Annotated in this window: 21 protein-coding genes and 4 pseudogenes; 4 read left to right on the forward strand and 21 right to left on the reverse strand. The window is 68.2% G+C overall.

Annotated features, from left to right (window positions below; translation table 11 throughout):
- Positions 1 to 432: 432 nt before the first annotated feature.
- From StrepF001_RS28020 to StrepF001_RS28060, 9 genes and pseudogenes are all read right to left on the reverse strand, one after another.
- Entirely contained in the window at positions 433 to 1,395 is a 963-nt protein-coding gene (locus StrepF001_RS28020) for a PDR/VanB family oxidoreductase (RefSeq protein WP_129801007.1), read from the reverse strand.
- Positions 1,396 to 1,447: 52 nt separating this feature from the next.
- The gene (locus tag StrepF001_RS28025) at positions 1,448 to 2,797 is read right to left on the reverse strand and encodes an SCP2 sterol-binding domain-containing protein (protein ID WP_129801008.1); all 1,350 of its coding nucleotides are present in this window, start codon (positions 2,795 to 2,797) and stop codon (positions 1,448 to 1,450) included.
- A 19-nt stretch (positions 2,798 to 2,816) separates the two neighbouring features.
- Entirely contained in the window at positions 2,817 to 3,503 is a 687-nt protein-coding gene (gene lipB / locus StrepF001_RS28030; protein ID WP_240797709.1) for a lipoyl(octanoyl) transferase LipB, read from the reverse strand.
- A gap of 44 nt (positions 3,504 to 3,547) precedes the next feature.
- The gene (locus StrepF001_RS28035) at positions 3,548 to 4,522 is read right to left on the reverse strand and encodes an NmrA family NAD(P)-binding protein (RefSeq protein ID WP_206306962.1); all 975 of its coding nucleotides are present in this window, start codon (positions 4,520 to 4,522) and stop codon (positions 3,548 to 3,550) included.
- A gap of 272 nt (positions 4,523 to 4,794) precedes the next feature.
- Positions 4,795 to 5,829, reverse strand: a complete 1,035-nt coding sequence (locus tag StrepF001_RS28040; protein ID WP_129801009.1) for an alpha/beta hydrolase — start codon at positions 5,827 to 5,829, stop codon at positions 4,795 to 4,797.
- 30 nt (positions 5,830 to 5,859) lie between these two features.
- Positions 5,860 to 6,561, reverse strand: coding sequence for an SDR family oxidoreductase (locus StrepF001_RS28045; RefSeq protein WP_129801010.1), 702 nt, complete (start codon positions 6,559 to 6,561; stop codon positions 5,860 to 5,862).
- Positions 6,562 to 6,927: 366 nt separating this feature from the next.
- Positions 6,928 to 7,299 carry a CocE/NonD family hydrolase gene (locus StrepF001_RS28050; protein WP_240797710.1) on the reverse strand — a complete coding sequence of 124 codons (372 nt, stop codon included), beginning with the start codon at positions 7,297 to 7,299 and terminating at the stop codon, positions 6,928 to 6,930.
- A gap of 10 nt (positions 7,300 to 7,309) precedes the next feature.
- Positions 7,310 to 8,125 (reverse strand): oxidoreductase, encoded by an 816-nt coding sequence (locus StrepF001_RS28055; protein WP_206306972.1) that lies wholly within the window; start codon positions 8,123 to 8,125, stop codon positions 7,310 to 7,312.
- Between the two features lie 118 nt (positions 8,126 to 8,243).
- A pseudogene (locus tag StrepF001_RS28060) lies at positions 8,244 to 8,448 on the reverse strand (TetR family transcriptional regulator); the annotation flags it as partial.
- Between StrepF001_RS28060 and StrepF001_RS28065 the strand changes: the two are divergent.
- On the forward strand, positions 8,447 to 8,731 hold the full coding sequence (locus StrepF001_RS28065) for a hypothetical protein (protein WP_129801012.1): 285 nt from the start codon (positions 8,447 to 8,449) through the stop codon (positions 8,729 to 8,731). The pseudogene StrepF001_RS28060 and the gene StrepF001_RS28065 overlap by 2 nt on opposite strands.
- 86 nt (positions 8,732 to 8,817) lie before the next feature.
- Here StrepF001_RS28065 and StrepF001_RS28070 read toward each other — a convergent pair whose 3' ends face one another.
- Together StrepF001_RS28070 and StrepF001_RS28075 are read right to left on the reverse strand one after the other, a co-directional pair.
- Entirely contained in the window at positions 8,818 to 9,387 is a 570-nt protein-coding gene (locus tag StrepF001_RS28070; RefSeq protein WP_129801013.1) for a TetR/AcrR family transcriptional regulator, read from the reverse strand.
- Positions 9,388 to 9,591: 204 nt separating this feature from the next.
- Positions 9,592 to 9,876, reverse strand: a pseudogene (locus tag StrepF001_RS28075) (DUF3533 domain-containing protein); the annotation flags it as partial.
- A gap of 88 nt (positions 9,877 to 9,964) precedes the next feature.
- On the opposite strand from StrepF001_RS28075, the pseudogene StrepF001_RS28080 reads away from it, so the two are divergent.
- Positions 9,965 to 11,238: pseudogene (locus tag StrepF001_RS28080) on the forward strand (SpoIIE family protein phosphatase).
- Positions 11,239 to 11,317: 79 nt separating this feature from the next.
- Here StrepF001_RS28080 and StrepF001_RS28085 read toward each other — a convergent pair.
- The 8 genes and pseudogenes from StrepF001_RS28085 to StrepF001_RS28130 form a co-directional block, all read right to left on the reverse strand.
- Positions 11,318 to 11,620, reverse strand: a pseudogene (locus tag StrepF001_RS28085) (class I SAM-dependent methyltransferase); the annotation flags it as partial.
- 92 nt (positions 11,621 to 11,712) lie between these two features.
- Positions 11,713 to 12,807 carry an NmrA family NAD(P)-binding protein gene (locus StrepF001_RS28090; RefSeq protein ID WP_129801014.1) on the reverse strand — a complete coding sequence of 365 codons (1,095 nt, stop codon included), beginning with the start codon at positions 12,805 to 12,807 and terminating at the stop codon, positions 11,713 to 11,715.
- Positions 12,808 to 13,673: 866 nt separating this feature from the next.
- The gene (locus tag StrepF001_RS28105; RefSeq protein WP_129801015.1) at positions 13,674 to 14,000 is read right to left on the reverse strand and encodes a flavin reductase family protein; all 327 of its coding nucleotides are present in this window, start codon (positions 13,998 to 14,000) and stop codon (positions 13,674 to 13,676) included.
- Positions 14,000 to 15,337 (reverse strand): NtaA/DmoA family FMN-dependent monooxygenase, encoded by a 1,338-nt coding sequence (locus StrepF001_RS28110; RefSeq protein ID WP_129801016.1) that lies wholly within the window; start codon positions 15,335 to 15,337, stop codon positions 14,000 to 14,002. Before StrepF001_RS28110 ends, StrepF001_RS28105 begins: the two co-directional genes overlap by 1 nt.
- Before the next feature lie 308 nt (positions 15,338 to 15,645).
- Positions 15,646 to 16,380 (reverse strand): NAD(P)-binding domain-containing protein, encoded by a 735-nt coding sequence (locus StrepF001_RS28115; RefSeq protein ID WP_129801017.1) that lies wholly within the window; start codon positions 16,378 to 16,380, stop codon positions 15,646 to 15,648.
- Between the two features lie 166 nt (positions 16,381 to 16,546).
- Positions 16,547 to 17,143, reverse strand: coding sequence for a TetR/AcrR family transcriptional regulator (locus tag StrepF001_RS28120; protein ID WP_129801018.1), 597 nt, complete (start codon positions 17,141 to 17,143; stop codon positions 16,547 to 16,549).
- Positions 17,144 to 18,120: 977 nt separating this feature from the next.
- On the reverse strand, positions 18,121 to 19,461 hold the full coding sequence (locus tag StrepF001_RS28125; RefSeq protein ID WP_129801019.1) for a class I SAM-dependent RNA methyltransferase: 1,341 nt from the start codon (positions 19,459 to 19,461) through the stop codon (positions 18,121 to 18,123).
- Positions 19,462 to 19,552: 91 nt separating this feature from the next.
- Positions 19,553 to 21,601 carry an APC family permease gene (locus StrepF001_RS28130; RefSeq protein ID WP_129801020.1) on the reverse strand — a complete coding sequence of 683 codons (2,049 nt, stop codon included), beginning with the start codon at positions 21,599 to 21,601 and terminating at the stop codon, positions 19,553 to 19,555.
- 410 nt (positions 21,602 to 22,011) lie between these two features.
- On the opposite strand from StrepF001_RS28130, the gene StrepF001_RS28135 reads away from it, so the two are divergent.
- Complete coding sequence (locus StrepF001_RS28135) at positions 22,012 to 22,683, forward strand: TrkA family potassium uptake protein (RefSeq protein WP_129801021.1); 672 nt, start codon at positions 22,012 to 22,014, stop codon at positions 22,681 to 22,683.
- Positions 22,683 to 23,360: a TrkA family potassium uptake protein gene (locus StrepF001_RS28140; RefSeq protein ID WP_129801022.1), complete on the forward strand. Its 678-nt coding sequence runs from the start codon at positions 22,683 to 22,685 to the stop codon at positions 23,358 to 23,360. Before StrepF001_RS28135 ends, StrepF001_RS28140 begins: the two co-directional genes overlap by 1 nt.
- Positions 23,361 to 23,430: 70 nt before the next feature.
- Here the strand turns inward: StrepF001_RS28140 and StrepF001_RS28145 are convergent, their stop codons facing one another.
- Together StrepF001_RS28145 and StrepF001_RS28150 are read right to left on the reverse strand one after the other, a co-directional pair.
- Entirely contained in the window at positions 23,431 to 24,195 is a 765-nt protein-coding gene (locus StrepF001_RS28145) for a DUF3159 domain-containing protein (protein ID WP_129801023.1), read from the reverse strand.
- 3 nt (positions 24,196 to 24,198) lie between these two features.
- A complete protein-coding gene (locus StrepF001_RS28150; protein WP_079048543.1) occupies positions 24,199 to 24,597 on the reverse strand; it encodes an OB-fold nucleic acid binding domain-containing protein in 399 nt (132 codons plus the stop codon).
- Positions 24,598 to 24,637 lie beyond the last annotated feature (40 nt).

Genomic DNA, 24,637 nt, shown 5'->3' on the forward strand with positions numbered 1-24,637 from the left:
GTGACGGCCTGTTGACTTGCCTCGTCGGGGCGCTCCAACTCACGCGCGTAGTAGGTCTGACGATCCGGCCCGAAGCGGGCCCATACGTGCCCCGGTAGCGCCACACACGCATCCACGCCGTCCGCCAGTCCCTGTGCTCCCGAGCAGTTCGTACTCCATGCACAGTGCTTGGGGTGGTGCGAGGCCAGGCCGGCGTCGTTCATCTCGACGACGGCGAAACCGAGGCCGCCGTACGTCGCGGCAGTGCGCTCGACAGCCGTTTTGAACAGAGCGTTCGTCGGCGATGTCCACGGTGACGGCCACCGCTTCCCCGCCGTCCGTACCTGCCCTCCGGTGGCGACAGCTGCCCAAGAGGGCTGACGCCTTGGCGTAGCGGTCTGGAAGGATCGGGCGGGGTGGCTGACGCAGCATCCGGAATGGTTCTGCAGTGGGTCAGAGGTCGAGGACCAGGCGGTCGCCTCTGGCTCGGGAGACACAGATCATCATCGTGTCGCCTGCGGCGCGTTCCTGGTCGTCCAGGACCGAGTCGCGGTGGTCGATCGCCCCGGACAGCACCTTCGTCTCGCAGGTTCCGCAGATTCCCTCTTCGCACGACGTCATCACCGACACTCCGGCATCTGCGACGGCCTCAAGAATGGACATGTCCTCGGAGACCAGCAGCGTCTTGCCGGACTGGGCCAGCTCGACCTCGAAGCTGCTGTGCGGCCCGGCGGTGAGGTCCTCCTTCGGGGCGAAGCGCTCCACGTGCAGTGCCCCGCTCGGCCACTTCTGGCAGCCGGCTTCGACCGCCGCGAGCAGCGGTTCCGGGCCGCAGGCGTAGACGGCTGTCCGCCGTTGCGGTTTGCCGAGCAGCGAAGGCAGGTCCAGCAGCCCGTATTCGTCCTGCGGCCGCAGGCTCACCCGCTCTCCGTAGGCCCGCTGCAGTTCCTCGCGGAACGCCATCGACTCTCGGGTGCGGCCCCCGTAGACGAGGCTCCAGTCGGCGCCGCGCGCGTGGACGGCCGCAATCATGGGCAGCATCGGGGTGATCCCGATCCCGCCTGCGATGAAGAGGTAGCGCTTGGCCTTCTCCAAGGGAAAGTTGTTGCGGGGCCCGCGAATGCGGGCAGACTCACCTTCGGCGAGCACGTCGTGTACGTAGCTCGACCCGCCCCGGCTTTCCGGTTCACGCAGCACCGCTACCTGAAGCCGGGAGCGATCCCCCGGGTCCCCGCACAGTGAATACTGCCTGACCAATTCTGTGTTCAGCATCAGATCGATGTGTGCTCCCGGCTCCCATTCCGGCAGCGGCCGGCCTTCCGGGTCGCGCAACGTCAGCAGCACAACACTTTCGGCTACCGTTTCCTTGCGTTCCAGCACAAGGTCGCGCTCGACCTCGGTGCGGAGAGTACTCATGATCGATCTTCCCTTTCGTGATGATTTCGACGTTCCGTTGCTTCCCGGCCGATCAAGACGGGAAGAGTCGGCCGAAGGTGAGCAGCAGTCGCGGCGAGCCCTGCATCTTGATGCGGCCGCGCAGAAGCGCCCACGGCAACACTGACCGTTTGGTGAGGAACCGCATCCAGGTCTGCGCGTCGGCGGTGATCCTGAGATCCGGCTCACCGTGAAGTCCGTCGGCGATATCGAGTTCGCGGTCGCGGATGGTCACGGTGATCTGACGGGACTCGGCGCCGGTAAAGGTGAAATGGTAGGTCGCGGACATGTCTGCGGCCTGCTCGCGCTGAAAGACCAGTGGCATGCCTTCCACCAGGCCCTCGATGTTGATCGGTCGCAGGCTCTGCCCTACTCGCTTCGTGTGTTTGTTGGGGAATTTGCTGGCCACGTGCTTCTCGGCGTCGGAATCCGGGATGACATAGATGGTCTCTTCCTTGTTCACCAGCGGGCGGACGACCGTGTCCACGTGTGCCTTGCGATTGTTCAACCAGGGGCCGAGGACGTCCTCGCCAGCGGGGCAAACCGACATGCAGTAGGCGGCCTTGTAGTTGGCGCCGAAGGAGAGGCTTTGCCACCAGGACGCGCTCTCCTGGTCGGTCACCCGTGAGCGGTAGTCGGCGGCGTTGCGGCTTTCAGCGACCTGTTCGGCCCAGTCGCCGAAGCCGCCCATGAACTCGCGGTAGTTGTGCGTGTAGCAGGCGGAGAAGTTGAAGTGACCGTCGGAGGCGATCGCCCCGGTCGGGCAGGCGGTCACGCACAGCTTGCATTCCACACAAGGGTTGTAATCGAGAGGCTGGGAGAGGTCGCTCACCTCGGCGTCGATCAGAATGGTGGTCAGCAGGATGAAGTTGCCGAATTTTGGGTGGATGACGTTGCGATGGAGGCCCATCTTGCCCATTCCTGCCGCCACGGCGACCGGCTTGTGCGAGACGACCCACGTTTTCCCGGGGAACTTGTCCATCTCCATCGGAAAACCCATCGCGGGGTTGAGGGCGCGCACTCCCATCGCCTCCAGCTTGCCCACCACTTGGCGGGCCGCCTCGTTATTGTGGTCGCCGGAGTGATGGAATTCCAGGTTGGCCACCGAGCGCGATGGAGTGCGGATGTTCTCCCGGTTCATTCGGGTCACGATGCTGATCAACGCTCGGACACCCGGCAGTGCGGCTTCCAGGTCCGCTCGCTGGTCGGCGATTTCCGGTCGGTCGATCTCGACGAAACCAACGTCGTCCGCGCCCGCGTCGAGACATAGCTCACGCAGCCAGGGCGCATCCAGCGGCTCGGCGGGCCGGGGGGCGCCGCGGTCCGGCCGTTGGCGGACCTGGATGACGGTGGGGTGGTCGTCGAGCTTATTCTTGCTGGCCATCGGGCATCCTTTCGGTTTTCTAACCTGGTGTCAGGTGTGCAGTGACTGCTCGTGCGACCGTGTCGCGCACCTCGGTATGGGTGGGGGTGGGCAGCCCGCGTTCGGCGGTGAGTTCGGCCAGGGAGGTCATCCGGACGCCGGGCAGGGCACAGGCGGTGAAGGTGGTGTAGACGCTCAGGTCGGGGTCGATGTTGAGGGCGAAGCCGTGACTGGAGACACTCCCGCTGATGCGCATGCCGATCGAGGCGAGTTTGCGGTGATCGGGGGTCCACACGCCCACCAGGCTCTCCTCCCCCGGCGGCGTCTCCCGGCGGACCGCTGGGAAACCGAGGGCGTCCAGTGCGTCGACCAGCGCCAGCTCGACCCGGCGGATCAGGCCACGGGGACCGAGTTCGCGCACGTTGAGCACGAGGTAGCCGATGAGCTGGCCGGGACCGTGGTAGGTGGCATGTCCGCCACGGTCTGTCTGCACCAGGTCGATGGGCGAGGCGGCGTCGGGCAGTTGGTCGTTCGGCGTCCGGGCGGTGTAAGTGATCACCGCAGGGTGCGTAAGCAGGAAGAGTCGGTTGGCGGCCAGGCCCTGTTTGCGCTCCTCAACCCAGCGGGCCATGTCCGTCTGCGCCGCCGCGTAGGGCACTTCTCCCAGGTCGACGCGCTCCAACCGCCAGTGTGAAGGTTGTTCCTCCGCAGATCCCGGCAACGTCACCGCTCGGCTCCTCGCTCATGACCGCAGTTCGACCGCTCGGCGGCTCAGGCTGCCACCAGCTTCTGGATGCGCGGATGGTTCTCCAGCGCCCACCGCACGGTCTTCGGCGCGCGCCCGAGCAGGGTTTCCAGCTGGTCGGTGACGCCGCGGTACCCGCCGCCGCCGATCAGCCGGGTGAGGGTCTTCATGTGCTCCGCGGTGTGCGGAAACGCGGCCAGGGCAGGGTCCACGTAGGTCTCGTTCCAGGTTTCGATCTCTTCGGGCACGTAGGTGACCTGGCGTCCCAGCACGGCCGCGAAGTCCTCCGCGAACCCGTGCATGTCCTTCAGTTCCGGACCGTTGAGCTCGTAGGACTTCAAGATGTGCGGCGCCGGGTCGGCCAGGATCTTCGCGCACGTCTCTGCCACGTCGTAACCCGCGATGGGCGCGAGGCGGTGGTGGCCGAAGGGCAGGCGCAGTTCACCGTTGCTCAGCGGGCCCAGTGCCAGCCAGGTCATCAAGGGGTTCTCGACGAACATGGCCGCCCGGATATTGACGGTCGGGAGGCCGGACCACTCCAGCACCCGCTCGGCGATCCAGTGGGCGCGCTGCTGCGGCGACCAGTCGGCGACGAGTCCGCCGAGCCACGCACGCCGTTCCTTCTCCGGCGCGGACATCTTCTCGAACGTCATGAACGACTGCTCGAACTCGGACATGTTGACGAAGACCTCGATGTCGCCCTGGGCCCGCGCCGCCGCCGTCATCAGGCTGACGGCGTCGGTGTAATACGGCGACAGGCTCATGCTGAAGTAGATGCGCCGGACGCCCTTCAGCGCGGCTGTCACGTCGGCGATGGTGAGCAGGTCTCCGACGAAGACCTCGGCCCCGGCCTGGCGCAGCGACTGCGCGCGTTCGTCGTCCTGCCGTACGAACGCCCGCACCGGGTGCCCTTGTTCAAGCAGCATGTCGACGATCGTTCGGCTCACACCGCCGATATGGCCGGCGGCTCCGGTGATCAGGATGGGATGGCGCTCTGACATCGATGATTCCTCTGTCTGGTTGGGGGGTCGGCTGCATGGAATGGCCACGGGACATGGCCGGCGATCGTTTTGGGTCGCTTCGGTCGCCTGGGGCGTCTATGCCGTCGCTCGGCGAGGTGTCGGGCCAGGGTCTCGGTTGGACTCGTGGAGGTGACCGGGCCCGTCGGAAGCGGTCGATGACGGTGAAGCCGCCTGGCTCGACGGCCGCCTCCACCCGGGCCCTGGGCCCTCATCCCGCCGTACCGTGCCGGGCAGGCGGATCCTTCGCAGTGTCATCGGGGCGCGGGGCCGTCGATGTGGGCGAGGAAGTCCAGGAGCGCGGCGTTGGTCTCCGCGGGACGCTCCTGCTGCGTCCAGTGCCCACAGCCCTCAAGCACCACCACGTCGTGCAGTTGAGGCGCGACGGCGCTCAGCGGGTTACCCGAGCCGCCTTCGCCCCGCAGCATCTCCCGCAGCGAGCTGCCCCCGTCCGGGGCGCGCAACGAGGTGACCATGTCGCGGTCTCCCACCACGTACAGCGCGGGGACGTCGATCCCGCGCCCCTTGAAGGCGGCGAGCAGTTCGTTGTTGCGCTCGATGTTCCGGTACCAGTTGAAGGCTCCGGTGAACGCCTGCTCGCCATGCAGGGCGAAGTCCTCGGCGTACGCCTGGATGTCCTCTTCGGTCAGCCAGGCCGGCAGGTCGGGCGAGGCCGGCATGGTGTCCAGGAGGCCCAGGCCGTCGGGTATGACCAGCGGGCGGGGCTCTTTGCCGAGCGGGTTGTCGCCGGAGGCGCCGACCAGGAGGCGGCGGAAGGATTCCGGGATGTTTTTGGCGAACTCGGCGTCGGCGACTCCCGGCTGCTGGAAGTAGACCTGGTAGAAGCCCTCGCCGTACTGGGTGCGGGTGATGGAAGGCGGGACCATCCCGCCGGGCAGGATCGGCGGAATGCTGAGCCCGGCCACCGCACGGACCTTGTCGGGGCGCAGCATCGCCGCGGTCCAGGCTACGGGTGCGCCCCAGTCGTGACCCACGACGACCGCCCGCTCCTCGCCGAGTTCCTCGATCAGGGCGATCACGTCGCCGACGAGGTGGAGCAGGGTGTACGAGGTGACGTCCGGCGGCTGCTCGCTGCGGGCGTAGCCGCGCTGGTCCGGGGCGACGACCCGGTACCCAGCCGCCGCCAGCGCCCCGAACTGGTGACGCCAGGAGTACCAGCTCTCCGGCCAGCCGTGCAGCAGCAGGACCAGCGGCCCCTGCCCCTGCTCGGCGATGTGCAGCCTGACCCCGTTCACGTCGACGAAGCGGTGGGTGAGCGAACTTTCCATGAGAATGACCTCGAAATCGGCGAGTTCCTGCTACTTGTTCAACTGCGGGTACAGGGCTTCCAGATCGGCGGACAGCTGCGACTTGACCCAGCGGGTGGTGTCGTCGGCCAGCACCTCATGCGCCCCCGCTTCGATGCCGTCGAGGGCAGCCACGGCGACGTCGCGGGGGGCGGCCTTGGGTGCGTCGAGGCCCGACGTCATGTCGGTGTCCACGTAGGCCACGTGGAGCCCGGTCACCGCGATCCCGCGCGGCTGCAACTCCAGACGCAGGGAGTTGGTCTGCGACCACAGGGCGGCCTTGGAGGCGCCGTAGGGCGTGCCGTCGGCCAGCCAGGACAGGGCGGAGTGGACGTTGAGGATGTGACCCCCGCCGTTGCGCTCGATGATCGGCACGAAGGCCCGGGTGACCAGCAGCGGCCCGTAGAAGTTGGTCTCCAGGTCCCGGCGCACGTCCTCCATCGGGGAGTCGAGGTACGAGGCGCGGACCGAGGCGCCGGCGTTGTTGATCAGGATGGTGACGTCCTGGGCCTGCTCGGCGGCGGCCGCCACGGATGCGGGGTCGGTGACCTCAAGAGCCAGCGGAACGGCATCGGGGTGCGTCACCGTGCGCGGGTCACGGGCCGTGGCGTAGACCTTGCCGGCTCCGCGCGCGTAGAGCTCCTCGACCAGCATCTTGCCGATGCCCCGGCCGCCTCCGGTGACGAGGACGGTGGCGCCTTCGATTGCTGTCACGACTACCTCCACAAACTAGGAAACCGATCGGTTTCAGCTACTGTAAACCGATCGGTTTCCCGGCGCAAGTCAGGTCATAGTTGTTTGAAACGCATCAGCAGTCGTACGGCGGGATCGGCGTCGCCGGGATGCCCGGCCGGCGGCCTTACGGGCCCAGCCGGGATCGGCGTTCAGGGCGGACCGCCTTCGGGCGGCGCAGGGGGACAGTCGTGTGTCCCAGGCTGTCGTCAGGTCCGCAGGGGCCAACGGGCAGGACACGCGCGGACAGGCCGCACCCTCCGTCCAATCGAAGGAGGCCGCGGCCTGGGGAAGGCCCGTCCGGGCGACATGGCGTCGGCTATGTCGCCATGGGGCCTTCGGCGCTTGCTACTGGGCCGCAACCACCGGCAGGACGATGCGGGACGACCGGGCGGGGTCGTGGAAGATCTGCTGCCGGGCGTCTCGGGCCGTGGTCGCGCTCCGCTCGGACTCGCCCGTGTTGAGGTTGCGGTCCCAGCGGGGGAAGTTGCTGGAGGTGACCTGGACCCGTATGCGGTGCCCTGCCCGGAAGACGATGCTGGTCGACCACAGGTCCACGATGTGCTCGGCCGGCTCGTCCGGTGTCACGCGGACCCGCACGATGCCGTCGGCCACATTGCAGGAAACGCCGTGTTCGTCCACGTCGCACAGGCGCGCCACCCAGTCGGTCGAGGGGCCGTCCGTGGTGGCGAAGAGCACCGCCCGGATGCGGCCGGTCACCTCGACGTCGTCAGCCGGCCAACCGGTTGAGCTTGCGGATCTGCTTGTCGAAGACCCCGGCAGGGGCGATGCGGCGCAGTGCGCTGGCGCGTCCGGCCAGGGAACCGGCGGTGTAGCGCAGCTTCGGCTTCGGGTCGGTCGCCGCCGCGACGATCACCTTGGCGACGAGGGCGGGGTCGTCGCCGTCCTTGATCGCCGTTTCCATCATGCGGCCGAAGGCGCGTCGCTGGTCCGCGTAGACCTGCAGGGGTGTGTCGGGCCGCGGGCTGTTGGCCTCGAATCCCGTGTTGGTGTAGGCGGGTTCGACCAGAAGCGCCCGGACGCCGTGCCCGCGGATCTCATGGTCCAGGGACTCGGTGTACCCCTCGATCGCATGCTTGGACGCGGCGTAGACGGCCATGTAGGGCGAGGGGAGGAAGCCGACCACGGAGGACAGGTTGATGATGCGTCCGCGTCCCCGGGCGCGCATGTGCGGCAGGACCGCCTTCACCATACGCATCACGCCGAAGACGTTGACGTCGAAGACGACCTGGGCCTGCGCGACGGAGTTCTCCTCGGCCGCCCCGATCAAGCCCATGCCGGCGTTGTTGACCAGGACATCGATTCGCCCGAACCGGTCGACCGTCTGCTGGACCACGGCGGTGGCCGACGCGTCGTCGGACACGTCGAGGTCGAGGAAGGTCACGCCGTCGAGCGGGGTGACGCGGGAGGTGTCGCGGCTTGTGCCGACCACCTCGAATCCCGCTGCGGCCAGCGCGAGCGCGGCTGCCTTTCCGATGCCGGATGACGCACCCGTTACGAGTGCTACTGGCCGATGGGTGCTCATCATGGACTCCCGGACTCGCTAGAAACCGATCGGTTTCACCTATCGTAAACCGATCGGTTTACAGCGCGCAAGCCCAGCAGGTACCGTCGGCCGGCATCGGGCAGGAGGGGAAAGTCAGCCGGGTGTCCTCCATGCTCCGCGTCAAGGCGGCGGCGAAGATCGCCTGCTTGCCCGGAGAGAGCCGGAAGAGGTACGGCTGCGTGAAGCCGACGCAGTGGGCGATCACCTCGGTCGAGGTGCCGTAGTAGCCCCTGAGTGCGAATTCGGTGATGGCCGCCGCGGATGACGCTCTGACGTCCCTCCTGTCCGCTTGCCCTGCCCATGCCGCAGACTCTCCACGCCACGGCAAGCGCTCATGCCCGACCGATCTCGGCGCGCCCGGAAACGCTGCTGATGCAGGGTTACGCGCTCGTGGCAGCCGCCGAGGCGCAGGGCGACGGCCGGATCGGCGAGGTCGTCCGGGCCGACCGGATGAGGCTCCGGGAAACCGTGCGCCTTCCGCTGGGCGCGGATGCCGGCAAGGCCACGGCCTTTCTCGTGCACGGCATGCTGGTCAACGCCCTTACGGCCTGGCTTCCCGCCGACGGCCGGGAAGCCAGGCCGTAAGGCCGTCGGACCTGCCCCGGGTGCCGGAGGCGGGCGTCAGCCCCGAGGGCGCAACAGTCGCCGAGCCTGCTCGAAAAGGTGATGCGTCAGCGCACGCCTGCCGTGTCGAGCAGGGTGGCCACCGTAGGGGCGATGAGCCCGGTGAGGTTGTCGGCTCCGATCCCCGCGCGGGCGCTGGCGCCGTCGAAGACCAGGCTGAGCTGTCGGGCCAGCAGCTCCGGATCGCTCGCACCGCCGTGTTCGGCCTCGGCCCGGAAGAAGGCCGTCAGGTTTCCCTTGACCCGGTGGGCCACCCGGCTCGCGGGGTGACTCTGGTCCTTGAGCTCGATCTGCACCGCCAGATACCGGCAACCCCGGAACTCGGGGGCACCCGCCTGCAGTTCCACCTGCTCAAAGACGTGCAGGATCCGCTCGCGGGGTGAACGGCCGTCATCCGCGGCGGGCAGGAGTGTCGCTACGAAGGCGGAAGCCCGTTCCTCCAAGCTCGCCGCCAGTAGTTCGTCCTTGCTCTCGAACAGCTGGTACATGGAGCGCTTCGACACCCCCGCCGCCTTGCACAGCGCCTCGATGCCGATGCCGACGCCGTCGCGGTAGGTGAGCGTGGCCGCCGCCTCCAGGAGCCGCTCTCGGGGACTTGCCTTCACTTCGGTGCTCATACCGTGAGGTTAACTCGATTCGGGAGAAAAATAAACCGATCGGTTTCCCGGTCGGCCGGGACGGCTGGCCAGAGGCTCGGCGACGGCACCCGGGGGAAAGGTACCGTCGCCGAGCCCTGAGGTGCGCGCCTGCCGCACCCGCACGGCGGCGCACACGGGGGCCACTCCGCACCATGGCCCCCTCCGAGGTGGATCACGGGTCCGCTACGCCAGAGCGGCGGTCTTCTCGGGCTTCGTCTCGGCGGGGATACGGTGCAGCCCTCTGCGGTCGTACCAGCCCGTCACGCCGAAGCCGAACAGCGCGGCCGCTGCGAGGCCGGCGGCCATCATCACCCAGCCCCGGGTCAGACCGGCGTCGGCCTGGGCGTCGTAGTAGAGGATCGAGCGGAGGCCGCCGGTGATCTGCCGCAGCGGCTCGAACTCCGCGAGGAAGCGGTAGAAGCCGGGCAGCGCCTCGATAGGGGTGGTGGCGCCGGCCGTCGGCACCGCCGCACGACCCGTGTCCGGGTGCGCAGGCTCTCCTGACTCGTACAGTGAGAAGTGGGGGTCCCAGGGGCCGGGATGGCGGGCAGTAGCCATGCAGATACCGAGAATCGCATCGCGGATCGACTACGCGGCACTGTTCGCCGCCACACCGACTCCCTATTGCGTCCTCGGCCCCGATCTGGTGATCGCCGATGCCAATGACGCGTATCTGCAGGCGACCCGGCGCACCCGGGAGGACCTGGTCGGGACGTACTACTTCGACGCGTTCCCTGAAAACCCGGCTGACCCCGACGCGGACGGGGTGAGCACCCTCAACGCCTCCCTCCACCGGGTCCTGGCCACCCGGGAACGCGATTCGATGGTGCTGCAGAAGTACGACATCCCCATCATGGACCGGCCGGGTGGTTTCCATCAGCGCTGGTGGTCTCCGATCAACACCCCGGTCATCGCTCGCGACGGGACCGTCGCCTGGATCATCCACCGGGTCGAGGACGTGACGGAGTTCGTCCGCTCCCACCGCTCCCGCCGGGAAGAGGCGCACGACGACGTGCCGGCCCCCGAGAGCAAGGTCGAACTGGAGGCCCTTGAGATGGAGCTGTACTCCCGCGCCCAGGAGTTGCAGCGCCTCCATGAGGAACTGCGCCAAGCCCACGCCCGTGAGCGCCAGGTCGCCGTCACCCTGCAGGAAGCGATGCTCACCTCCCCGGATCTGGTCCGTCACCCCGACATCGCGGTGCGTTATCCGCCCGCCGTGGGTTCGCTCAACGTGTGCGGCGACTGGTACGACGTGATCGACCTGCCCGGCGGCTCCTTCGCGGTGTCGGTCGGCGACGTCGTCGGCCACGGCCTGGAGGCCGCTGCCGTCATGGGCATGCTCCGCAGCGCGCTGAGCGCCGCCATCCGTACCGTCGAGGAACCCGCCCTGGCCCTGGAGGTGTTGAGCCGGTACGCCCTCAGTGTGGACGGGGCGCTCGCCACCACCGCAGTCAACGCGGTGATCCGCACAGGCCAGCACCTGATCGCCTACAGCAGCGCCGGCCACCCGCCCCGGTCCTGCTGCACGCCGACGGCACCTGTGACCTCCTCGACCAGGCCACCGACCCACCGCTCGGCGCGCAGGTCGAACAGGGTCCCCGGGTCAAGGCGCAGCTGCCCTACACCGCCCGCGACACCCTGATCCTCTACAGCGACGGGCTCATCGAGCGCCGGGGCGAGGACATCGACGCGGGCCTGCACCGCCTGCTCGAAGCCGTCTCCCACTCCGCCCACCTCAGCCCCGAGCACCTCACGGACGCGCTACTGGCCCGTTTCGGAGTCAGTGGCGGCGCTCGCGACGACATCGCGCTGATCGCTGTCCGCCTCTGAGCAGGTCTGGCGAAGTCGGCTGCGGTTCGGCAACGCTCAAGGGGGCGCGGGGCCGACACAACCCGCGGAGCGTTCAGTTTTGAATCGCGTAGTCCACCAAAGGGTGCTGCACTACGCGATCAGTCGGCCGTCGGGCCTGACCACGCGCCGTATCTCGGCCGGCGTCGGCCCCCAGTCCTCCAGGTAGTGCAGGACCAGCGACGCGATCACGTCATAGAACGCACTGCGAACGGCAGGCGTTCACTCAGGTCGACCACGTGCAGGGCCATGTCGTCACCCAGCCGCCGCCTGACCAGCGCCGGCATCCCGGCGCTGGCATCGATGCCGTGACGACGGCACCGCGGTCGCGCAGGGCGGCGGACAGGGGTCCCGAGCCGCAGCCTGTCGGCGCTTGGTTGTCGGCGTTGCGGAAGCCGAGGGCGGCCCCGTGCGACGAGTTTGACCGAGATCCGGTTCGTATTGCCGCTCACCCGTTTACAACTTGCCCTTCCGCATATCCGCACTGCTCTTGAGCACCGCAGACTCGATGCTCCAGTTCTCCGGCTGGACCCTCTCCCAGAGACTTCCCTTCCCGAGGTCTCGTCCCACCTGGTCTTCTCGGCGGAACCACTCCTCAGCACTTCGGATCCTGCTGGGGTGAATTTCGTCGAGCAGAGCGTAATCCCTGGTAACAATTCCGTGCTTCCACACGTTCCAAAAGCCCGTGAAATTTTCCCTGAAGCTCATGGTGGCCTTGTCGTTGGGATCGGCGTTGTATCCGGCAGGGAGATCGGCAACCGCCTTCAGCGGACCGCTCCAATATGTGTCCAGATCAGTGTCGATGTACTGTGCCGGATGCCCGGTGACCTTCTCGAATGCCGCAGCCATATCGGCATAGGCCACGTGCTCGATAGCGACTTCGAGGTCCATGCCATTCGCCCGCTCTGGATGGTCGAAGAGCCAGCGAACGTAGAATCCGCAATCTTCGAGATCCACATGGGGAACGGCTCCCTGGCCGAGAGGGACTCGCCACGTGACGACACCGTCCTCGACGGAGGGTGTCATGGGCGTGAGCGGTGAGATCACCATGTCCATGTAGGGACCTGAAGTGAAGACCGCAGCTCCCATCCGGTCCCTGTTCTTTTCGTTCTGGAACAGCACCCATTCGGCCATGCGACCTTTGCCGTCATAGTGGCCGGTGCGGAACCTGGAGTCATAGCCGGACTTCTTGAGGACGTAGTCGAGATTCCCATAGACGAAGAACTTGATTCCTTCTTCAATCGCTATCTCGTAACTGCGGATGGCCCAGTAGGTCTCGGTCTTCTCGCCGGTGTTGAACCCGTCGATGTTGATGAATACCCCGTCACAGCTGCGAAATCCTTCCCGCAGCACGTCCTCGTCGGCGAACGACCCTTCGAGGATGGAGACGTTGCCAAGCGCGAGGAGAGCCTGGGCCCGGGGGGAGCTGGAATCGCGAGTGAGGACTCGGACGGAGTACTTCTTGTCGGCGACAAGAGCGCGGACGATGGGCATCCCTTGAGCCCCTGTGCCGCCGATGACAAAGATGGTGGAGGTGGTGTGAGAGGACATGGCTTTTGACTCCAGAGGTTGAGCACGCAGCCATCGGTATCAGTATGCGATGCGCGCGGTGTATTCGAAATTGATCTCTACATCAGCTTGGCGGTCAACGGCACCGGCTGACGCTGCGCCGACGCCCATGGGCGATCACGTAGACCTTGGCGGCTCCACGCTCACAGAGAGCCCCGCCAGCGCCTTCCCCATGCCGCGACTGCCTCCTGTCACGACGGCGACTGCGTCTTTGGTGCTGGTCATCATGGAGACTCCCGAGGAAACCGATCGGTTTCCACTAACGTACACCGATCGGTTTCCAGCAGCAAGCGCCCGGAGGGGGAGGTCTACGGAGAGAGGGACTGGTCCCGACGCCCGGGCTGGGAAGCCGACAAGAAACTGCTGCCGGCCGTCGATTTCACACAGGTGCCGGGAGCGGGCCACTGCATTGCTCTGGAAAAGCCCGACGTCCTGGCAGACCTGCTGCGCGTGATGGCGTGACCGCCCTGACACTGGTGCAGGCGTGTTCAACTCCGGCCGTGAGGTGCGTACAGCCGGATGATCTGGTGTGCGGGCGCTGGCGAAGCAGCCCAGCGGTACCGCCGGGGACATCACGTGCGCATTCGCGCGGATCTTCCAGGCCCGCGTCCCGGGTGCGCGGGGACGCGATCGTGTGACGGTTCCTGACGCTCGTCACTTCCTGCAGGAGCAACAGCAGGATCCGCTGGTCGATGCCATCCTCAGCCTCGGCTGACAGCCGTTCCCCGCACGCCCGGAGCAGCCGTCATCTGTCCGGTGGTGCGATTTCCTGGTTGATCGCGCGGGTCAGGCAGTAAGCGGTGTGCAGGTGCCGAAGCGCCACGGAGGCCGACAGGCGTGGCAGTTCCTCACTGGCGACCAGGCGATCCCTGGAACTTGTCCGGGCCCGAGTGGGCGAAGGCCGCGGCAAGTTCGGCCTGGTGCGTGCCCAGCACGTTGAGACCGAAGCGGCCAGTGCGGCGGATGATCGCCAGCAGGTGTGAGCGTGTGTCCAGCGACACCATGACCATGGGTGGCGTCAGGGACAAGGATGCGAAGGCGCTGACCGTGGTGCCGTGCGGACGTCGGCCGTTCATGGCGGTGACCACGGCGACCGGGGACGCGACGGTGGCCATGGCGTCGCGGAACGCCTGCTGTGCTGCGGTGTCGGGCGGCGGTGAAGCTGTGGCGGGCATTATCGGACCGGTTCCGTGACGCACGGGTCGAGCCCGTACTGGTGGCGGGCTCCGAGGTGGTCGCGCAGGGTGGAGCCTTCGTAGTCGAGGTGGAACAGTTCACGTTCCTGCAGGAGGGGGACGACCTGGTCGACGAAGGCGTCGACGCCGTCGTGGTAACTGTCGATGGCCAGCGAGAAGCCGTCGCAGGCCCCGGCCTCGAACCACTCCTGCATGTGGTCGGCCACGTCGGCGGCGGTGCCGGCCACAACCGGGTGGTAGTCGATGACCCCGTGGGCGATGACGTCACGCAAGGTCCAGCCCTCCCGGACCACTTCGAGGGCGCGGGCCGAGCGCGGATCGTGCGGACTGGGTACGGCGTCGGCCAACTGGTGTGCGGAGAGGGGTTCGTCGATCTGGTCGTATCCGAGCGGCACGCCTATCATCGCGCCGAGGTAGCGCACCCGCTGGCGCAGGTCGACGGACTCGTCCAGAAAGCGGCGCCGGTCGAGTGCGGCCCGGCGGGAGGAAGCGATGGTCGGCATGAAGCCGGCGAACATCTTCACCTCGTCCGGGTCGCGTCCGGCGCGCTTGGCGGCGTCGCGCAGCGCCTGGCGCTGGGCCTGGCCGTCCTCGACGGTGTAAGGGTTGGCATAGACTCCGTCCGCGTAACGGCCCGCCAACTCCAGGCCGTAACTGCCGCCGCCCGCCTGGAAGATGACCGGCTGGCCCTGCTCGGACGGCGGGATGGGAAGCGGACCGCGGGAAGCGACGTGGCGGCCCTGGAGGTTGACCGGCTGGATCCTGTCCATGTCGGCGAACCGCTTCCCGGCCACGTCGAGGACCCACGCGTCCTTCTCCCAACTGCCCCACAACGCCTGCACTATCTGGACAACCTCGTGGGCGCGCTCGTACTTCTCGGTGCGCGACAGAATCGGGCGGCCGAAGTTCGCCGCGGCGGCGGGATCCGAGGTGGTCACCGCGTTCCAGCCGGCCCGACCGTGGCTGATCACGTCCAGGGCCTTGAACTGGCGGGCGAGGCTGTAGGGCTCGTTGAAGGTGGTGGAGGCGGTGGCGACCAGGCCGATCCGCTCGGTCTCGCGCGCGATGGAGGTCATGACCAGCAGCGGGTCGATCGGGTGGTGCGGGGCCTGGTGTTCGAGGTCCACGTCCAGAACCGGGGTGTCCGCGAAGAACAGCAGTTGGACCTTGCCGCGCTCGGCGGCCTGCGCGTACCGCACGAACTGGTCCATGTCCGTGTAGCTGGACAGGTTCGCCCCGGGCAGGCGCCATGCTCCGGGTTCGGCTCCGTAGCCGCTGGTGAACTGCATGCACAGGAGCATCTGTCGGCTTGTCATGGTCGCTCCTCCGAACGAGGCAGGATGAATCGGTGAGTGCATCCGCTTCCGGACCATGCGGAGGCAGCCTCCGGGTCGTCGGCAGGGGGATGCGGTGAACGAGAGGGGCTGACAGGCGCCGGGGCACAGGCGTGTTCGGCCGGGAGGACGCCCGCAGCACCGCGCCGGCAGGAACGCCGGGTGCTCGCCCCGCCGTCGGCACACCCCAACTGCGGTAGCCGCGGCACGACTTGGGCGGAATACTCTTCACGTTCCCGCCGTGTCGCGACCACGGCCCCGCGAACTGCCGCCCCTCCACCAGCACGATGTCAGCGGTGGGCGGCGCGGTTCATCTCGACGACATCCTCCAGCGTGGGGTTGGCCGGGAGGGCGACGAAGCGCTCCGGCATGCTGTCGCGGACGAGGGTGTCCTTGACACGATCGGCCGCGGCCAGGGCCGCCGGCAGCTCGTCGAGGGTCAGTTCGGTGCAGTAGGCGGGGCCCATCGGCTGCTGGCGCCAGGAGTCGGCCAGCACGCCTGCGTCGTAGGGGTCGAAGCCGGTGTCGTCCACAAGACGCATGGCCACACGCCGTGCCTCATCCGAGTCGGCGGCGACCGGGAGGGCGATGCGGCCGGGGGTACCTGCCGGCACGCTCTTGGTCCGCTGGGTTTCGGCCAGGGCCGCGTTCCACGCCTTGACCACGGGCCTCCCCAACTGCTCAGCAACCCATAGGCTTTCCACCTGGCCCTTGTCCACCGACTCGATGCGGCCGTTGAGGTGCGGGTAGTAGTTGGAGGTGTCGATGACCACCGTCTCGGCGGGCACGGAGGCGAACAGGCCGGCCAGCTCCGGGACCCGATCGAACGGGATGGACAGGATGACCACCTCCTTGCCCTGAACAGCATCCTCAAGGGCCGCCGCGCGGGCTCCGAACTCCAGCACGTCGGCCCGGACGGCCTCGGGACCCCGGGCGTCCGCCACCTGGACGTCGTGACCGGCCGCGCTGAGCTTACGGGCCAGATTCCCCCCGATCGCTCCTGCGCCAATAACAGCAATTTTCATGATTTGTCCTTCCAAAGGTTGCGCCACCCTTGAGGGCGCAAGAGGTGATGAATGTGCAGGTGGCATCGCGGGCCGCTGGTCGTCGCCGGGAACTGGACCTCGGAACCGGAACTCCTCCAGGTCCCCGGCCGCCCGGCGCTCAGCCACGAGGGGGCGTGCCGATGGACTACGCCTCGTCGTCCCGCTCGCGGTATCCGCTTTCGATGAGCGCACGGAGACGGTCCAGTGACTCCTCGTCGGTGGCACCGGTGCCCTTGATCCAGGCAACGGAACAGGCCGCGAGGAACAGGTCGTACCCCTTCACCCCCGGGCGCACGTGTCCCGCGAGCTGAGCGGCCCGCACGTACTCGTCGGTGGTGGCGATGAGGGTGCCACAGGGAACCGTGAGCGGGTTGTCCGGCTCCTCCGCCCTGGCTGCGGCCATAAGCGGTTCCGGAAGCCCGCTGAAGGCGCTGAAGTACTCCTCCATCGCCCGCAGCCACTGCACCAGCGCCTCGGCGGCGTCACCGAGCTGGGCGACCTCCGTCCGGCGGGCCACCAGTTCCTCGGAGCGCGTCTGCAGCACGCCCGCCAGCAGCGCCTCCCGGGTGGGAAAGTGCCGGTACAACGTGCCGGGTCCGACGCCCGCCTCCTTGGCCACCGCCTCCAGCGACGTGCCGACGCCGTAACGCAGGAAGTGACGCTGGGCCGCGTCCAGGAGAGCCGCACGGTTGCGCTGGACGTCCGCACGGGGCCGACGCCCCTGCTGCTCCTTCGCTCCCATACGCCCTCCTGACTCGTACGACCCTCGACCAGCAAAACGGAGGATGCCTCCGCACTGGGTCGAGCATAAAGCGGAGGTAGCCTCCGGTCAAACCGCACCTGCCGTCCCGCCGACACCCGGGCCGCACGCACGCCGGTCCACCCGCTCACGGCTACGCCACCACGCCCTCCCGCGTGATACCGAGCGCCTGCGCCAGCAGGGCGCGAGAGTGCGCACGGGCGTCTGGGTCGCCCATGACGTCCTGGACCATGACTTTTTGGACGCCCGCCACCTTGGCCATCCGTCCGATCTGCCCCCGCACGGTCGTCGGACTCCCGGCGACGGGGCCCTCCCTGGAGGACGCAGAGGCCGGCTCCGCCTCGCCATGGAAGCCCTGTCGCCCAGCGCGAAGGTGGCAGAGTCGCGACCGCTGTCGGCTGTGGCGACGGCTACGTCGCGAGGCTCCGGGCAGCACAAAAGGCAGTTGTCCGGGATCTCGGCCCATCACCGTCAGGTCGGTGGCACAGTCCGGCCGTCGCCACTTCAAGGATCAGCCGACCAGGGCCCGGCTCCGGGCGGGATCGGTGAGCAATTCGGGGCGCGCCTCCGGCCCCGCCGGGTCGAGGGCGGCGCGGTCGCCCTCGCAGGCGAGGAGGCCGAGCGGGTACATGCCATGGTCGTCGAAGCGCCCTTGCGGCCCACGGGCACGGCGACGTCGGTACGGGTGCGCCATGCGCCAATGAACCAAGGCGGCAGAAGATCACTCAATAGGTCCGGCCGCAAGGTGACAACCCGTCAGAAGAAGCGTCATCTCAGCGTCGAGACGACCTGCCGCCCTCCGGGCCGAAACGGAGGAGATTCACCCGTCATCCCGGCACGACGCCATGGAACAGCAGGTCAGCGGCGTTCGTGAGCATACGACGCGCTTCACGTCATGTACTTCGGGGAACAGGTCGAGCACCACCGGCCACATCTGGAAGACACAAGAAAGCCGCAGGTCAGAGCCCCTTTGCAGTAGGCTCCAAAATCGCCACGCACTCCACGTGCGACGTCATCGGAAACAGATCGAACGCCCGCAACGTCCGCACCCGGTACCCCCCGTCCCGGAAGTACCCCAGATCCCGCGCCAGTGCCGCCGGATCGCACGCGACGTACGCGATGCGACGCGCGCCCAGCGACGACAGGTGCTCGACGGTCTTCCGGCCGGCCCCGGTCCGGGGCGGGTCCAGGACGATGAGGTCGACCTCGGTGATCCCGGTGCGCGGCAGGACCGACTCGACCTTGCCCTGCTCGATACGGACCCGGTCGAAGCCGGCGAGGTTGTGCCGGGCGTCCTCGACAGCCCGCTTGCCGGACTCGATGCCGAGGACCGCGCCCTGGTCGCCGACCCGGTCGGCCAGCGCGCCCGCGAACAGGCCGACGCCGCAGTAGAGGTCGAGCGCCATGTCGCCCTTGCGCGGGAGAAGGCCCTGCATCACGGCCGTCACCAGCGTGTCCGCGGCCTTGGGATGGACCTGCCAGAAGCCGCCGCTGCCGACTCGGTAGGTACGCCCGTCCGCTCGCTCGCGGACGAAGGGCCGGCCGTGGACGCGGTGCACCCCGCCGTCCTTCTCCTCCACCCGCATGACGGACACGGGCTTGTCCAGTTCCACGAGGGGCAGGCGCGCGCCCGGCCGGGGCGTCAGAATCACCTGGCGGTCCTGCGAACCCGTCGCCGCGATCGCCTCGACCGAGGCCATGCCGGTCCAGTCGCGCTTCTCGATGCCGAGCTCGCTGACCCCCTCGGCGGCGATCATGCAGTGGTCGATGGGCTCCACCTCGTGCGACCGGTGCCGCCGCAGGCCCGCACGGCCGTCGGCGTCCACCGCGTACTGCACCCGCGTCCGCCACTGCGGCACCTGCCCGACGGGCAGCTTGTCGCCCTCGGCCGGCATCACCGTGCCGTCCCAGCCGGCCTCCTCGGGCGTCAGGCCCGCGAGTCGCTGCAGCTGCTCGGCGATCACCTCGCCCTTGAGGCGCCGCTGGGCACCCGGCTTCGCGTGCTGCCAGTCGCAGCCGCCGCAGCGGCCGGGACCGGCGTAGGGACAGGGCGCCTCGATGCGGTCCTTGGACGCCGAGAGCACCTCGACCGCGTCCGCGCGCAGGAACCGAGCGCCCTCCTCACCCTCGGTCACCCGGGCCACGACCCGCTCGCCGGGCAGCGCGTGCCGGACGAACAGGACCTGACCCGACTCGGTGCGGGCGATGCAGTGGCCGCCGTGGGCGACGGGGCCGATCTCGACCTCGTACTCCCGCCCGACCAGGGACCCCGCCTGCGACTTCTTCGGTTCTGCCTGCATGGCGGGGTGACTCCAGAGATGAGAGGGACTACGGCTGGACAAAGGACTACGGCTGGACAACAGCCCACCAGTCTACGTGCTCCTGCACACGTCAGTCCTTGGCGCTGGGCTCCTTCGGCCGCACCTGCGCCGGACCACGCCGCACCGAACCCGGCGCGCTCCACTCCTGCCGCTTGCCGGCCCGCTTCTTGGCCACCTCGGAGGAGGCCAGCTGGTAGGGCACCGAGGTCACCATGACCCCCGGTGTGAACAGCAGCCGGCCCTTCAGCCGGAGCGCGCTCTGGTTGTGCAGCAGGTGCTCGTACCAGTGGCCGACGACGTACTCCGGGATGATCACGGAGACCACGTCGCGCGGGGACTCCTTGCGCAGGCTCTTGACGTACTCGATGACCGGCCGGGTGACCTCCCGGTACGGCGAATCGAGCACCTTCAGCGGTACGTCGATGCCGCGCTGTTCCCATTCCTCGCGCAGACCCTTGGTCTCGGCCGGGTCCACGTTGACGCTGAGCGCCTCCAGCGTGTCCGAGCGCAGCAGCTTGGCGTAGGCGAGGGCGCGCAGGGCGGGGCGGTGGATCTTGGAGATCAGCACCACGGAGTGCACCCGCGAGGGCCGGAGGCTGTCGTCGCTCGGACCCTCGGGGGCGGCGAGTTCCTGGGAGACGTGGTCGTAGTGGCGGCGGATCGCCGTCATCGTCACGTAGAAGATCACCATGCCGAGCAGCGCGACCCAGGCGCCGTGGGAGAACTTGGTGACCAGGACGACGACCAGGACGAGACCGGTGAAGAAGGCACCGAACGCGTTGATCGCGCGGGAGCGGATCATGCGGCGGCGCTTGGCGGGGTCCTGCTCGGTGGCCAGGTGGCGGTTCCAGTGGCGGACCATGCCGGTCTGGCTGAGCGTGAAGGACACGAACACGCCGACGATGTACAGCTGGATCAGACGCGTGGAGTCGGCTCCGTAGACCCACACCAGGAGTGCGGCCGCGCCGGCCAGGAGCACGATGCCGTTCGAGAACGCCAGGCGGTCGCCGCGGGTGTGCAGCTGACGCGGGAGGTAGCGGTCCTGGGCGAGGATCGAGCCGAGCACCGGGAAGCCGTTGTATGCGGTGTTCGCGGCGAGGAAGAGCACCAGCGCGGTGGCTGCGGCGAGCACGAGGAACAGGATGCTGCCCTTGCCGAAGACGGCCTCGGCGACCTGCGAGATCACCGGGTTCTGGACGTAGTCCGAGCCCACCGGGACGCCCTTGTCGAGCAGGTCGTGGGCCGGGTTCTCGGCCATCCGGACGTTGGACGCCATCGCCAGGCCGATGATGCCGCAGAACATGGTGACGGCGAGCAGGCCCATCAGCGCGAGCGTGGTGGCCGCGTTCCTCGACTTGGGCTTGCGGAAGGCCGGCACGCCGTTGGAGATCGCCTCCACGCCGGTCAGTGCGGCACAGCCGGAGGAGAAGGCGCGCAGCAGCAGGAAGAGCAGGGCGAAGCCCGCGAGGCCCTCGTGTTCGGCCTTGATCTCGTACCCGGCGGTCGGCGCCCGCATGGTGTCGTCGAGCACCAGCCCGCGGAACGCGCCCCACATGATCATGATGAAGACGCCCGTGACGAAGACGTACGTCGGGATCGCGAAGAGCGTGCCGGACTCCTTGACCCCGCGCAGGTTCATCAGCGTCAGCAGCAGGATCACGGCCACCGCGCAGAACACCTTGTGCTCGACGACGAAGGGGATCGCGGAGCCCAGGTTCTCGATGCCGGAGGAGATGGAGACGGCAACCGTCAGGACGTAGTCGACGAGCAGGGCGCTGGCGACGGTGAGGCCGGCCTTGGGACCGAGATTGGTGTTCGCCACCTCGTAGTCGCCGCCGCCGCTCGGATAGGCGTGCACGTTCTGCCGGTAGGAGGCGACGACCGTGAACATCAGCACGACGACCGCGGCGGCGATCCAGGGGCTGAAGTGGTAGGCCGACACGCCCGCGATGGAGAGGACCAGCAGTACCTCTCCGGGCGCGTACGCCACGGAGGACAGCGGGTCGGAGGCGAAGACGGGGAGTGCGACGCGCTTCGGCAGGAGCGTTTCGCCCAGCCGGTCGCTGCGCAGTGCGCGCCCGATCAGGATCCGTTTGGGCACGTCGGTCAGTTTGGACACAACAGAGGATCGTAAGCCTTCGAACAGGGCTTCGCCCACCTGCCTTCCCGGCATCTGCCCCACGAGTGAAATACCGGGGCCGTCAGGCCACGGGTCCGGCCGGCACGACAGCCCCCATGCCTATATGACAAAACCCTTATGTCAGAAACCATCCCGTGAACCATCCCGTGCGCCATCCCGTCGCCTGCAATCGGAGGTCCCATGTCTGCAACCGCGGAGTTGATCGGCGCCACCGCCGCACTCGTCGGCCTCGGAATCCTGACTGTCTTCAGCGTCTGGAGCATCAGCCGCCGCTGATCTGGGCAAACCGTGCACGGGGGTGCCTTCCGCGGACCGTGCGTGTGTAGCTTGGTGGCCGGTCTGAGAACCTAATCAAGGCAAGTCAGCAACTTGATCTCGGAAGGACGGTCGTGCACATCGTCATCATGGGCTGCGGCAGAGTGGGTTCCGCTCTCGCCCAGACCCTGGAGCAACAGGGGCACACGGTCGCCGTGATCGACCAGGACCCCACCGCCTTCCGACGCCTGGGATCCTCGTTCGGCGGCCGCCGCGTGACCGGGGTCGGCTACGACCAGGACACCCTGCGCGAGGCCGGAATCGAGGAGGCCGGCGCCTTCGCCGCCGTCTCCAGCGGTGACAACTCGAACATCATCTCCGCCCGCGTGGCCCGCGAGATGTTCGGCGTCGAGAACGTCGCGGCCCGCATCTACGACCCCCGGCGCGCCGAGGTCTACCAGCGCCTCGGCATCCCGACGGTCGCCACGGTCCGCTGGACAGCGGACCAGATGCTGCGCCGGCTGCTGCCGTCCGGCGCCGAGCCGCTGTGGCGCGACCCCACCGGCGGCGTCCAGCTCGCCGAGGTGCACGCCTCCAACGCCTGGGTCGGCCACAAGATCAGCAGGCTGCAGGAGGAGACCGGCGTCCGCGTGGCGTTCCTCACCCGCCTGGGCGAGGCCATCCTGCCCACCTCGCAGACGGTGTTGCAGGAGGGGGACCTGGTGCACGTGATGATGCGCTCGGACGACGTCGAGAAGGTCGAGGCGGCGTTCGCCGAGGGCCCTGAGAAGGAGGGCGGTCACTGATGCGGGTCGCCATTGCCGGAGCCGGCGCGGTCGGCCGGTCGATCGCCGGTGAACTGCTGGAGAACGGCCACGAGGTCCTGCTCATCGACAAGGCGCCGACCGCCATCTCGGTCGAGCGCGTCCCGCAGGCCGAGTGGCTGCTCGCCGACGCCTGCGAGATCACGTCCCTGGACGAGGCGGCGCTCCAGCGCTGCAACGTCGTCATCGCCGCAACGGGCGACGACAAGGTGAACCTGGTCGTCTCGCTGCTGGCGAAGACGGAGTACGGCGTTCCGCGCGTCGTCGCCCGGGTCAACAACCCCAATAACGAGTGGCTGTTCAACGAGGCCTGGGGCGTGGACGTCGCCGTCTCCACCCCGCGCCTGATGTCGGCCCTGGTCGAGGAGGCGGTGAGCGTCGGCGACCTGGTCCGCCTGCTGCGCTTCAGCCACGGCGACGCCAACCTCGTCGAGCTGACCCTGCCGGACGAGTCGGCCCTGGCCGGCACCCAGGTCGGCGATGTGGAGTGGCCGGAGGACACCTCCCTGGTCACGATCATCCGCGGCACCCGGGTCCTCACCCCCACTCGGGACGACTCCCTGGAGGCGGGCGACGAGCTGCTGTTCGTGGCCGCGCCGGCCCGGGAGGAGCAGCTGGAGGATCTGCTGTCGGTACGGCGGGAAGACGCGACGAGCTGACTCCCCGCCGTCGATACGAGGATGGGGCGCCCTGAGATCTCAGGGCGCCCCATCCTCGTATCGACGGCTGTCAGTCCCGCCGGTGGCGAGCGCCGGTCGGCAGCTCCCCGTGCTCCCCCGCAAGGGCGGCCTTACGCTCCTGCTCGGCGCGCTCCTCGGCCTCCATCTCGGCGAAGACGTCGATGGGCGGCGGCGCCTTGGCCAGGAAGACCCAGGTCAGCCAGACCGCCAGCAGGAACGGCGGGATCTTCAGGGTCACCAGCACCCAGCCCAGCTGTGTGGTGTCGGCCCACCAGTACAGCGGGAAGAGGATCGCGCACTTGGTGAGCAGGATCAGGCCCCAGGCCCAGCTGGCCTTGGCGTACGCCTTCTTGCGGCCGGGGTTGCGGGTGCGCCAGGAGAGGTTCTCCTTGAAGACCGGGCCGAGCATCAGGCCGATCAGCGGGACGCCGCACAGGGTCGTGATGATGTACGCCAGCGCCAGGCCCAGCGTGTAGAGCATGCCCGGCAGGTAGAAGTCCTTGGCGTTGCCGGTCATCATCGCGAAGACGACGCCGAAGGCCACGCCGAAGACACCGCTGAAGGCGTGCTTGACGGTGTCCTTCATCGCCAGGCGGACCACGACGAGCAGCAGGGACACGCCCAGGGCGGCGATCGCCGACAGGTGCAGGTCCTTGTTGATCGTGTAGATGGTCACGAAGAGCAGGCCCGGCAGCACCGTCTCGACCATGCCCCGCACGCCGCCGAACGCCTCGAACAGCGCGGCCTCCGTGACCGCGCGGGCGTCCTGATCGGTGTCTTCGGTGTGTTCAGTCGGCTTGTCGAGCGACGTCACCGGCTACTCCCGTCCGAGGGGTCTCAGTTCGTATTTCGGGTTGAAGAGCACCCGGCGGCCCCGGCTCATCGAGATCCGGCCCGATGCGATCAGCTTGCGCCCCGGTTCTATCCCGACGATGGAGCGCCTGCCGAGCCACACCACGTCGAGTGCGGCGGAGCCGTCGAACAGCTCGGCCTCCAGGGCCGGGACTCCCGCGCGCGGCCGCAGCGTGACCGTGCGCAAGGTACCAGTAACCGTCACTATCTGTCGGTCGTGGCAGTCACCGATCCGCGTACAGCCTGCGGTCTCGGCGTCCTCCCGCAGTTCCTCGGACTCCAGGTCCTCCTGCGAAGAGGAGAGCCGGTCAAGCATGCGCCGGAACCGGCCCGCCGGCTTTTCGGAACGAGGAACAGCACTCATGTCTGAAGCCTACCGGGGTGGCATCGACAGTCACGTACCC

The sequence above is a fragment of the Streptomyces sp. F001 genome, from assembly GCF_004187715.1.
In the GTDB taxonomy this organism is placed as follows: domain Bacteria; phylum Actinomycetota; class Actinomycetes; order Streptomycetales; family Streptomycetaceae; genus Streptomyces; species Streptomyces flavusporus.

Coding starts and splice junctions, on each gene's coding strand:
- StrepF001_RS28020 (WP_129801007.1), bottom strand. CDS start 1,395: ATGAGTACTCTCCGCACCGAGGTCGAGCGCGACCTTGTGCTGGAACGC.
- StrepF001_RS28025 (WP_129801008.1), bottom strand. CDS start 2,797: ATGGCCAGCAAGAATAAGCTCGACGACCACCCCACCGTCATCCAGGTC.
- StrepF001_RS28035 (WP_206306962.1), bottom strand. CDS start 4,522: ATGTCAGAGCGCCATCCCATCCTGATCACCGGAGCCGCCGGCCATATC.
- StrepF001_RS28040 (WP_129801009.1), bottom strand. CDS start 5,829: ATGGAAAGTTCGCTCACCCACCGCTTCGTCGACGTGAACGGGGTCAGG.
- StrepF001_RS28055 (WP_206306972.1), bottom strand. CDS start 8,125: ATGAGCACCCATCGGCCAGTAGCACTCGTAACGGGTGCGTCATCCGGC.
- StrepF001_RS28065 (WP_129801012.1), top strand. CDS start 8,447: ATGCCGCAGACTCTCCACGCCACGGCAAGCGCTCATGCCCGACCGATC.
- StrepF001_RS28070 (WP_129801013.1), bottom strand. CDS start 9,387: ATGAGCACCGAAGTGAAGGCAAGTCCCCGAGAGCGGCTCCTGGAGGCG.
- StrepF001_RS28090 (WP_129801014.1), bottom strand. CDS start 12,807: ATGTCCTCTCACACCACCTCCACCATCTTTGTCATCGGCGGCACAGGG.
- StrepF001_RS28105 (WP_129801015.1), bottom strand. CDS start 14,000: ATGCCCGCCACAGCTTCACCGCCGCCCGACACCGCAGCACAGCAGGCG.
- StrepF001_RS28110 (WP_129801016.1), bottom strand. CDS start 15,337: ATGACAAGCCGACAGATGCTCCTGTGCATGCAGTTCACCAGCGGCTAC.
- StrepF001_RS28115 (WP_129801017.1), bottom strand. CDS start 16,380: ATGAAAATTGCTGTTATTGGCGCAGGAGCGATCGGGGGGAATCTGGCC.
- StrepF001_RS28120 (WP_129801018.1), bottom strand. CDS start 17,143: ATGGGAGCGAAGGAGCAGCAGGGGCGTCGGCCCCGTGCGGACGTCCAG.
- StrepF001_RS28125 (WP_129801019.1), bottom strand. CDS start 19,461: ATGCAGGCAGAACCGAAGAAGTCGCAGGCGGGGTCCCTGGTCGGGCGG.
- StrepF001_RS28140 (WP_129801022.1), top strand. CDS start 22,683: ATGCGGGTCGCCATTGCCGGAGCCGGCGCGGTCGGCCGGTCGATCGCC.
- StrepF001_RS28150 (WP_079048543.1), bottom strand. CDS start 24,597: ATGAGTGCTGTTCCTCGTTCCGAAAAGCCGGCGGGCCGGTTCCGGCGC.